6 protein-coding genes are annotated in these 9614 nt (G+C 68.8%); 5 read left to right on the top strand and 1 reads right to left on the bottom strand.

The genetic code is table 11. The annotated features are described in order from the left end of the window. The 4 genes from A5708_RS06605 to A5708_RS06590 form a co-directional block, all read left to right on the top strand. Window positions 1–5318: type I polyketide synthase (locus A5708_RS06605; RefSeq protein ID WP_155765915.1), on the top strand; the 5318-nt coding region annotated here is incomplete at its 5' end. A 25-nt stretch (window positions 5319–5343) separates the two neighbouring features. Continuing rightward, window positions 5344–5742, top strand: a complete 399-nt coding sequence (locus tag A5708_RS06600) for a holo-ACP synthase (protein WP_065027852.1) — start codon at window positions 5344–5346, stop codon at window positions 5740–5742. Between the two features lie 10 nt (window positions 5743–5752). Beyond that, entirely contained in the window at window positions 5753–7078 is a 1326-nt protein-coding gene (locus A5708_RS06595; protein WP_065027851.1) for a dipeptidase, read from the top strand. A 94-nt stretch (window positions 7079–7172) separates the two neighbouring features. Continuing rightward, on the top strand, window positions 7173–8546 hold the full coding sequence (locus A5708_RS06590) for a cytochrome P450 (RefSeq protein WP_065027850.1): 1374 nt from the start codon (window positions 7173–7175) through the stop codon (window positions 8544–8546). A gap of 359 nt (window positions 8547–8905) precedes the next feature. On the opposite strand, the gene bcp is transcribed toward A5708_RS06590, so the two are convergent. After that, the gene (bcp, locus tag A5708_RS06585) at window positions 8906–9379 is read right to left on the bottom strand and encodes a thioredoxin-dependent thiol peroxidase (protein WP_065027853.1); all 474 of its coding nucleotides are present in this window, start codon (window positions 9377–9379) and stop codon (window positions 8906–8908) included. A gap of 104 nt (window positions 9380–9483) precedes the next feature. Between bcp and A5708_RS26000 the strand changes: the two genes are divergently transcribed. Further along, on the top strand, window positions 9484–9614 hold a 131-nt coding region (locus tag A5708_RS26000), incomplete at its 3' end, for a DUF3618 domain-containing protein (protein ID WP_155765901.1).

Raw genomic sequence — 9614 nt, 5'->3', positions numbered from 1 at the left:
TGGGGGCAGAGGTTTTGGAGGTCACCGCCAAGATCGGTTCGGATCTGGTGATGTCGGCGACGGCCCGCCTGGCGGCCCCGCACACCGTCTACGCTTTCCCCGGCCAGGGCATCCAGCACAAGGGCATGGGCATGGACGTCCGGGCCCGGTCCAAGGCCGCCCGCAAGGTGTGGGACAAGGCGGACAAGTTCACCCGCGACACCCTGGGCTTCTCGGTTCTGCATGTGGTGCGGGACAACCCGACCAGCATCATCGCCAGCGGTGTGCACTACAACCACCCCGAGGGCGTGCTGTACCTGACGCAGTTCACCCAGGTCGCGATGGCGACAGTGGCCGCGGCGCAGGTCGCCGAGATGCGCGAGCAGGGCGCCTTCGTCGAGGATGCGATCGCCTGCGGCCACTCCGTCGGCGAGTACACCGCGCTGGCCTGCGTGACCGGCATCTACGAGCTGGAAGCCCTGCTGGAGACGGTGTTTCACCGCGGATCGAAGATGCACGACATCGTGCCGCGCGACGAGCTGGGCCGGTCCAACTACCGGCTGGCCGCCATTCGGCCGTCGCAGATCGACCTGCCCGACGACGAGGTGCCGGGGTTTGTCGCCGACATTGCGGCGAAGACCGGTGAATTCCTCGAGATCGTCAACTTCAACCTGCGCGGGTCGCAGTACGCGATCGCCGGCACCGTGCGCGGCCTGGAGGCGCTCGAGGAAGAGGTAGAGCGGCGCCGCGAGATCACCGGCGGCAAGCGCTCGTTCATCTTGGTGCCCGGTATCGACGTGCCGTTCCACTCGCGCGTGCTGCGCGTCGGTGTGGCGGAGTTCCGGCGATCACTCGACCGGGTGATGCCGCGCGACAAGGATCCCGACGTCATCATCGGGCGCTACATCCCCAACCTGGTGCCGCGTCCGTTCACCCTGGACCGCGACTTCATCCAGGAGATCCGCGACCTGGTGCCGGCCGAGCCGCTCGACCCGATCCTGGCCGACTACGACACCTGGCGTGCCGAGCGCCGCATCGAGATGGCCCGCATCGTCCTGATCGAGCTGCTGGCGTGGCAATTCGCCAGCCCGGTGCGCTGGATCGAGACCCAGGACCTGCTGTTCACCGAGGAGGCCGCCGGCGGCCTGGGTGTGGAGCGGTTCGTCGAAATCGGTGTGAAGTCCGCACCGACCGTCGCGGGCCTGGCCACCAACACCCTCAAGCTGCCCGAATATGCCCACAGCACAGTGGAAGTGCTCAACGCCGAGCGCGACGCGGCGGTGCTGTTCGCCACCGACACCGACCCCGAGCCGGAGCCGGAGGACGCGCCCGAGGCGCCCGCCGAGACTGCGTCGGCACCGGAGGCGGCCGCTCCGGCGGCCCCCGCCGCGCCGACCGCGCCGTCGGGTGCGGCCCGACCGGACGACATCGGGTTCGACGCCGCCGATGCCACGCTGGCGCTGATCGCGCTGTCGGCCAAGATGCGCATCGACCAGATCGAGGAGCTGGACTCCATCGAATCCATCACCGACGGCGCGTCGTCGCGGCGCAACCAGCTGCTGGTGGACCTGGGTTCGGAGCTGAACCTGGGCGCCATCGACGGCGCCGCCGAAGCCGACCTGGCCGGGCTGCGCGCGCAGGTCACCAAGCTGGCGCGCACCTACAAGCCTTACGGCCCAGTGCTTTCCGACGCGATCAACGACCAGCTGCGTACGGTGCTGGGGCCGTCGGGCAAGCGGCCCGGGGCCATCGCCGAGCGAGTCAAGAAGACCTGGGAGCTTGGCGACGGCTGGGCCAAGCACGTCACGGTCGAGGTCGCGCTGGGCACCCGCGAGGGGACCAGTGTCCGGGGCGGCGCCATGGGCCACCTGCACGAGGGTGCACTGGCCGACGCCGCCGCCGTCGACAAGGCAATCGACGCCGCGGTGGCTTCCGTCGCCGCGCGCCGTGGCATCGCTGTGGCGCTGCCGTCTTCGGGCGGTGGCGGCGGCGGTGCGACCATCGACGCCGCCGCGCTGGGCGAATTCACCGACCAGATCACCGGCCGCGACGGCGTCCTGGCCTCGGCGGCGCGCCTGGTGCTCAACCAACTGGGCCTGGACGACCCGGTCAGCGCTTCGCCGGCGGCCACCGATGCCGAGCTCATCGACCTGGTGACCACCGAACTCGGCGCCGACTGGCCACGGCTGGTGGCACCGGTGTTCGAGCCGAAGAAGGCCGTGCTGTTCGACGACCGGTGGGCCAGCGCCCGCGAAGACCTGGTCAAGCTCTGGCTGACCGACGAGGGTGACATCGACGCCCGCTGGGTGGAGCTGTCCGAAAGGTTCGAGGGCGCAGGCCATGTCGTGGCCACCCAGGCCACCTGGTGGCAGGGCAAGGCCCTGTCCGGGGGCCGGCAGATTCACGCATCGCTGTACGGGCGGATCGCGGCCGGCGCCGAGAACCCGGACCCCGGGCCGTACAGCCATGAGGTCGCGGTGGTGACGGGCGCTTCCAAGGGCTCGATCGCCGCATCGGTCGTCGGCCGGCTGCTCGACGGCGGTGCCACCGTCATCGCCACGACGTCCAAGCTGGACGACGAACGGCTCGCGTTCTACCGCGGGCTCTACCGCGACCACGCCCGGTTCGGCGCGGCGCTGTGGGTGGTCGCGGCCAACATGGCGTCCTACTCCGACATCGACGCACTGGTCGAGTGGGTGGGTACCGAGCAGACCGAAAGCCTTGGGCCGCAATCGATTCACATCAAGGACGCGCAGACCCCGACGCTGCTGTTCCCGTTCGCCGCACCGCGGGTCGCGGGCGACCTGTCCGAGGCCGGCTCGCGCTCCGAGATGGAGATGAAGGTGCTGCTGTGGGCCGTGCAGCGGCTGATCGGCGGGCTGTCGAAGATCGGCGCCGAGCGTGACATCGCGTCGCGGCTGCACGTGGTCCTGCCGGGCTCGCCCAACCGCGGAATGTTCGGCGGCGACGGCGCCTACGGTGAAGCGAAGTCGGCGCTGGACGCCCTGGTGAGCCGCTGGCACGCCGAATCGTCGTGGGCGGCACGGGTCAGCCTGGCGCACGCGCTGATCGGCTGGACCCGCGGCACCGGGCTGATGGGGCACAACGACGCCATCGTCGACGCGGTCGAGGAGGCCGGCGTCACCACCTACTCGACCGACGAGATGGCGGCAATGTTGCTGTCCCTCTGCGACATCGAGTCCAAGGTGGCCGCGGCCGGTGCGCCGATCAAGGCGGACCTGACCGGCGGGCTGGGCGAGGCCAACCTCGACATGGCCGAGCTGGCCGCCAAGGCCCGCGAGCAGGCCACCTCGGGCGAGGAAACGGCCGACGAGGCCGGCGCGGAGGGCACCATTGCCGCGCTGCCGTCACCGCCGCGCGGCTTCACCCCGGCGCCGCCGCCGGAATGGGCGGACCTGGACGTCGACCCGGCCGATCTGGTGGTCATCGTCGGAGGCGCGGAACTCGGACCCTACGGCTCGTCGCGGACCCGCTTCGAGATGGAGGTCGACAACGAATTGTCGGCGGCGGGCGTCCTGGAACTGGCCTGGACCACCGGCCTGATCCGCTGGGAGGACGACCCCCAACCCGGTTGGTACGACACGCAATCCGGTGATCTGGTCGACGAGTCCGAGCTGGTCGAGCGCTACCACGACACCGTCGTCGAGCGCTGCGGCATCCGCGAGTTCGTCGACGATGGCGCGATCGATCCCGATCACGCGTCGCCGCTGCTGGTGTCGGTGTTCCTGGACAAGGACTTCGCGTTCGTGGTGTCCTCGGAGGCCGACGCGCGCGCCTTCGTCGAGTTCGATCCGGAACACACGATCATCCGGCCGGTGCCCGACTCGAGTGACTGGCAGGTCATCCGCAAGGCAGGCACCGAGATTCGGGTGCCGCGGAAGACCAAGCTGTCGCGGACGGTCGGCGCGCAGATCCCGACCGGTTTCGACCCGACCGTGTTCGGCATCAGCCAGGACATGGCCAGCTCGACCGACCGGGTGGCGCTGTGGAACATCGTCGCGACCGTCGACGCGTTCCTGTCGTCGGGGTTCACCCCGGCCGAGTTGATGCGGTGGGTGCACCCGGGCCTGGTGGCCAGCACGCAGGGCACCGGCATGGGCGGTATGACGTCGATGCAGACGATGTATCACGGCAACCTGCTCGGCCGGAACAAGCCGAACGACATCCTGCAGGAAGTTCTGCCGAACGTCGTTGCCGCGCATGTCATTCAGAGCTACGTCGGCAGCTACGGCGCGATGATCCACCCGGTGGGCGCGTGCGCGACCGCGGCGGTGTCGGTGGAGGAGGGCGTCGACAAGATCCGTCTCGGCAAGGCCGAGCTGGTGGTCTCCGGCGGATTCGACGACCTGACGCTGGAAGCCATCATCGGCTTCGGTGACATGGCGGCCACCGCCGACACTTCCATGATGCGCGGACGCGGCATCCACGACTCGAAGTTCTCCCGGCCCAACGATCGGCGCCGGCTCGGATTCCTCGAGGCGCAGGGCGGCGGCACCATCCTGCTGGCGCGCGGCGACCTGGCGCTCAAGATGGGTCTGCCGGTGCTGGCCGTGGTGGCTTACGCGCAGTCGTTCGCCGACGGCGTGCACACGTCGATCCCGGCGCCGGGGCTGGGAGCGCTGGGCGCCGGTCGCGGCGGCAAGGATTCGGCGCTGGCTCGGTCGCTGGGCAAGCTCGGTGTGGGCGCCGACGACGTCGCGGTGATCTCCAAGCACGACACGTCGACCCTGGCCAACGATCCCAACGAGACCGAACTGCACGAGCGGCTCGCCGATTCGCTCGGCCGCTCCGAGGGCGCGCCGCTGTTTGTGGTGTCGCAGAAGAGCCTCACCGGGCACGCCAAGGGCGGCGCGGCGGTCTTCCAGATGATGGGCCTGTGCCAGATGCTGCGCGACGGGGTGGTCCCGCCGAACCGCAGCCTGGACTGTGTCGACGACGAACTGGCCGGCTCGGCCCACTTCGTGTGGGTGCGCGAAACCCTGCGGCTCGGGGAGAAGTTCCCGCTCAAGGCGGGCTTGGTGACCAGCCTTGGGTTCGGCCATGTTTCGGGCCTGGTGGCGCTGGTGCACCCGCAGGCGTTCGTCGCCGCGCTCGACCCGCAGCAGCGCGCGGACTACCAGCGGCGTGCGGATGCGCGCCTGCTGGCCGGTCAGCGGCGGCTGGCCTCGGCGATCGCCGGTGGCGCGCCGATGTACGAGCGTCCGCCGAACCGTCGCTTCGACAATGACGCGCCGGAGAAGCGTCAGGAGGCGGCGATGCTGCTGAACCCGGATTCACGCCTGGGCGACGGCGAGGCCTACCAGGTCTCCGCCGGATGACGTCGGTCCGTTAGCCTGGCGACCCATGGGAATTGTCGGTGTGGGGATCGATCTCGTCTCCATCCCTGATTTCGCCGAGCAGGTCGACCAGCCGGGAACCGTCTTCTCCGAGACGTTCACCCCGGGGGAGCGCCGCGACGCGTCGGACAAGAGTTCGTCGGCGGCGCGTCACCTGGCGGCCCGCTGGGCCGCCAAGGAGGCCGTGATCAAGGCGTGGTCGGGATCGCGGTTCGCCCAGCGGCCGGTGCTGCCGGAGGACATCCACCGCGACATCGAGGTGGTCACCGACATGTGGGGCCGCCCGCGGGTCCGGCTGAGTGGCGACATCGCCAAACACCTGGCCGACGTGATCATTCACGTCTCGCTGACGCACGAGGCCGATACCGCCGCCGCGGTGGCGATCCTGGAGACGACCGCCGACTAGCCTCGATCCCATGAGCGATCTGGTTGAGCGCGTCCGCGAGGTGTTGCCGTCGGTCCGCCGCGATCTGGAAGACCTGGTGCGCATCGAGTCGGTGTGGGCCGACCCCGGCCGCCGCGACGAGGTTCACCGCAGCGCGCAGGCCGTCGCGGATCTGTTGTCGCAGGCCGGTTTCGGCGACATACAGATCGTCAGCGAAGGGGGAGCGCCGGCCGTCATCGCGCGCCACCCCGCGCCCGCCGGCGCTCCGACCGTGCTGCTGTACGCCCACCACGACGTCCAGCCCGAGGGCGACCGCAGCCAATGGGTGTCGCCGCCGTTCGAACCCACCGAGCGCGACGGCCGGCTCTACGGGCGCGGCAGCGCCGACGACAAGGCGGGCATCGCAACGCATTTGGCGGCGTTTCGGGCGCACGGTGGGCAGCCGCCGGTGGGTGTGACGGTGTTCGTCGAGGGCGAGGAGGAATCCGGGTCGCCGTCGCTGGGCCGGCTGCTGGCCGCGCACCGCGAGGCGCTGGCCGCCGACGTGATCGTCATCGCCGACTCGGACAACTGGAGCACCGAAATCCCGGCGCTGACGGTGACGCTGCGCGGCCTGGTCGACTGCGTCGTCGAAGTCGCGACGCTCGACCACGGTCTGCACTCCGGCATCTGGGGCGGCGTGGTGCCCGACGCGCTGAGCGTGCTGGTGCGGTTGTTGGCCAGCCTGCACGACGACGACGGGAACGTGGCAATCGCCGGTCTGCACGAAAGTACAGCCGCCGCAGTCGATTACCCGCCCGAGCGGGTGCGCGCCGACTCCGGGCTGCTGGATGGTGTGTCCGAAATCGGTTCGGGTTCGGCGCCGCAGCGGCTGTGGGCCAAACCCGCGATCACGGTGATCGGCATCGACACCACACCCATCGAGAAGGCGTCGAACACGCTGATTCCGCGGGCTCGCGCCAAGATCAGCATGCGCGTCGCGCCCGGTGGCGACGCGGCGGCACACCTGGACGCCTTGACCGCGCACCTGCAACGGCATGCGCCGTGGGGCGCGCAGGTCAGCGTGACCCGCGGAGACATCGGCGAGCCCTACGCGATCGACCCGACCGGCGGTGTCTACGACGCCGCGCGGGCCGCGTTCCGGCAGGCGTGGGGCGTCGACGCGATCGACATGGGCATGGGCGGGTCGATCCCGTTCATCGCCGAGTTCGCCGAGGCCTTCCCGCAGGCGAAGATCCTCGTCACCGGAGTGGAAGATCCGGCGACGCAAGCGCACAGCATCAACGAGAGCCTGCACCTGGACGTGCTGGAACGCGCGGCCATCGCCGAGGCGCTGCTGCTGGCCAACCTGGGGTGAACGGGAAACTCGACCCTCAGAATGCTTAACGAGACCGACCGTCTCGCTGCATACTGCTTCTAGACGCAGCCACTCGTCCGCAGGAGACGCCACCGTGAGCACGGAAAACACCCTGACCGGAGACGCCGGCAAGACCAACCGTTACCACTTTGACCGCCACACCCCGGAGTACCGCGAGCGGTTCAGCGCGATCACCGAGGAGATGCACGCCAGGTGCCCGGTGGCGTGGACCGACACCTACGACGGGCATTGGGTCGCCGCGGGCAACCGGGAAGTCTTCGAACTCGCGCGGTGTCCGCACGTGTCCAACGACCACGACGTCACCGGCGAAGGCACCGGCTATAAGGGCATCACCATTCCCACACTGCCGCAGGGCACCGGCGTCCGCGGTGGCATGCTCGAGATGGACGAACCCGAGCACTCCGCCTACCGCGGCATTCTCAACCCCTACCTGTCGCCGGCAGCCGTCAGGCGCTGGAAACCGTTTGTGGACGAGATCGTGCGGGCGAGCATCGACGAGAAAATCGAAGCCGGGCGGATCGACTTCGTCGACGATCTGGCGAACGTTGTACCCGCGGTGCTGACCCTGGCGATCATGGGCGTTCCGCTGAAGAAGTGGCAGCTGTACTGCGAGCCGGCCCACGCCAACGTCTACACCCCCGCCGATTCCCCAGATGCCCCAAGGGTTTTGGAGCAGACGATGGCGATGGGCGCGGATTTGTTCAACCACCTCCTCGAGATCCGTGAGAACCCACGCCCCGGTATAGTCGACGCGCTGGCGAGACTGAAGATCGACGGCGAACCCGCCCCCGACGCCGAACTGCTCGGCATGCTCGGCTTGATCATCGGCGGAGGTTTCGACACGACGACGGCGCTGACGGCGCACGCACTCGAATGGCTGGGTGAAAATCCCGAGCAACGCGAACTGCTGAGGCGGGAATCGGAAACGCTGCTCGACTCGGCGACCGAGGAATTCCTGCGATACTTCACGCCCGCTCCCGGCGACGGTCGCACGATCGCCGCCGACCTCGAAATCGCGGGCACGCAGTTCAAGGAGGGCGATCGCTTGTGGCTGTCCTGGGCGATGGCCAACCGCGATCCCGCGGTGTTCCCCGATCCGAACCGGCTGGACCTGAGCCGAAAGAACAACCGGCACTTCAGCTTCGGGCTCGGCATCCACCGCTGCATCGGCTCCAACGTCGCGCGGGTGGTGTTCAAGTCGATGCTCACGGCGGTGCTCGACCGGATGCCCGACTACCGCTGCGACCCCGAGGGCACCGTGCACTATCCAACGATCGGCGTCATCCAGGGCATGCAGCACCTGCCGGCCACCTTCACGCCCGGTAAGCGGCTCGGGCCGGGGATCGACGAGACGCTGGAGAAGCTGCAGCGGGTCTGCGACGAACAGGGGGTCGCACGGCCCATCACCGAATACGCCGAGGCCGCCGTCATCGGCGATCGCCGCTAGGCGTTGGCGTACAGCCGCCCTTTTGCGGCCGCAGTGTGCGAGCGAAGCGGCAAAAAGTAAGCGCCACTTTGGTTTACTTAGCACGGACGTCGGGCAATGGTGGGGTGTCGCCTCACTTCGGACACGCCGAACACCAGGGACGAGATGCGGGGTGCGGCTGCCGTGGCGGCAGCTGGACAACGACTAGGAAGGAAGCCATGAAGGCTAAGAGGATCTTGGTCGCGGTACTGCTGGCGTTCGCGGTCTCAACAACGTCGGTGAGCTGCGTGCTTCCCTACTGCCCCATGAAGGGTGGCCCATCCGTCAGCTGCTGAGCAGCGATTGCGCATAGCGCTCGGGACCAGTTGGTCAATTACGGGCTAGACGTCCAGGTCGCGGCGCAGCTTGGCGACGTGGCCGGTGGCCTTCACGTTGTACTGCGCGACGGCGATCTTGCCCTTCTCGTCGACCACGAACGTCGAGCGGATGACGCCGGTGACCGTCTTGCCGTACATCTGCTTTTCGCCGTAGGCGCCGTAGGCACTCAGGACCTTGCGTTCGGGATCGGACAACAGCGGGAACGTCAGCATCTCGGCGTCGCGGAACTTGGCCAGCTTCTCCGGCTTGTCGGGCGAGATCCCGATGACGTCCAGGCCGGCGCCGTTGAGCTCGGCCAGGCTGTCCCGAAAGTCGCACGCCTGCTTGGTGCAGCCGGGCGTCGAGGCGGCAGGGTAGAAGTACACGACGACGCGACGTCCCTTGTAGTCGGCCAGGGATACCAAGTTGGCGTCGGCGTCGGGCAGGCTGAAGGAGGGCGCTTTATCGCCCGGTGCAAGCCGCGTGGTCTCGGTCAAGGTGGGTCCCTTTCTGTTCACCGGAGCGTTGGGGTTACCGCCAGCTGATCTAGGGTAGTTCGGGCAGGTGCATGAGCCGGATAGTGGGCGACTTGGAGGACACAGTGGCGGACCGGGACCCCGAAGCCATCAAGCAGGACATCGACGTCGCCCGTGACCAGCTGGCGGCCACCGTCGACTCGCTTGCCGAGCGGGCCAACCCTCGGCGCCTCGCCGACGACCTCAAGATCCGGGT

Origin of the sequence: Mycobacterium colombiense (assembly GCF_001672755.1) — a bacterium.
GTDB lineage: Bacteria > Actinomycetota > Actinomycetes > Mycobacteriales > Mycobacteriaceae > Mycobacterium > Mycobacterium colombiense_C.
This window is presented reverse-complemented; position numbering and strand designations above follow the sequence as displayed.